The organism is Acidovorax sp. SUPP2539 (assembly GCF_030158975.1).
In the GTDB taxonomy this organism is placed as follows: Bacteria; Pseudomonadota; Gammaproteobacteria; order Burkholderiales; family Burkholderiaceae_C; genus Paracidovorax.
Genome location: NZ_BQXJ01000021.1, coordinates 1 through 1,194, shown reverse-complemented (window position 1 = coordinate 1,194; position 1,194 = coordinate 1). Strand labels below are relative to the sequence as shown.

Genomic DNA, 1,194 nt, shown 5'->3' with positions numbered 1-1,194 from the left:
TTAAGCAATGATCTTGGCCACGACGCCGGCGCCGACGGTGCGACCGCCTTCACGGATGGCGAAGCGCAGGCCTTCTTCCATGGCGATGGGGTTGATCAGCTTGACGGTGATCGACACGTTGTCGCCGGGCATGACCATTTCCTTGTCGGCTGGCAGCTCGATGGCGCCAGTCACGTCGGTCGTGCGGAAGTAGAACTGAGGACGGTAGTTGTTGAAGAAAGGCGTGTGACGGCCACCTTCGTCCTTGGACAGCACGTACACCTCGGCGGTGAAGTGCGTGTGCGGCTTGATGGAGTTGGGCTTGCACAGCACTTGGCCGCGTTCCACGTCTTCGCGCTTGGTGCCGCGCAGCAGCAGGCCGACGTTGTCACCAGCCTGGCCTTGGTCCAGCAGCTTGCGGAACATTTCCACGCCGGTGCAGGTGGTCTTTTGCGTGTCACGGATACCGACGATTTCGATTTCTTCGCCGACCTTGATGATGCCGCGCTCGATACGGCCCGTCACCACGGTGCCGCGACCGGAGATCGAGAACACGTCTTCCACGGGCATCAGGAATGCGCCGTCCACAGCGCGCTCGGGCGTGGGGATGTACGAGTCCAGGGCTTCGGCCAGCTTCATGATGGCTTCTTCACCCAGGGCGCCCTTGTCGCCTTCCAGGGCGAGCTTGGCGGAACCGCGGATGATGGGGGTGTCGTCGCCTGGGAAGTTGTACTTGTCCAGGAGTTCGCGCACTTCCATTTCGACGAGCTCGAGCAGCTCTTCGTCGTCGACCATGTCGCACTTGTTCAGGAACACGATGATGTAAGGCACGCCCACTTGGCGGGCCAGCAGGATGTGTTCGCGGGTCTGGGGCATGGGGCCGTCAGCGGCCGAGCACACCAGGATGGCGCCGTCCATCTGGGCAGCGCCGGTGATCATGTTCTTCACATAGTCGGCGTGACCGGGGCAGTCCACGTGGGCGTAGTGGCGGTTGGCCGTTTCGTATTCCACGTGGGCGGTGTTGATCGTGATGCCGCGGGCCTTTTCTTCGGGCGCTGCGTCGATCTGGTCGTATGCCTTGGCTTCGCCGCCGAACTTGGAGGACAGCACCGTGGCGATGGCCGCCGTCAGCGTCGTCTTGCCATGGTCCACGTGACCGATGGTGCCCACGTTCACGTGGGGCTTGGTACGTTCGAACTTACCTTTTGCCATTTT

General features: G+C 62.1%; 1 protein-coding gene. It reads right to left on the bottom strand.

The window, feature by feature from the left end:
* Positions 1 to 1,191, bottom strand: a complete 1,191-nt coding sequence (gene tuf, locus AVTE2539_RS26230) for an elongation factor Tu (RefSeq protein ID WP_272549654.1) — start codon at positions 1,189 to 1,191, stop codon at positions 1 to 3.
* Positions 1,192 to 1,194 lie beyond the last annotated feature (3 nt).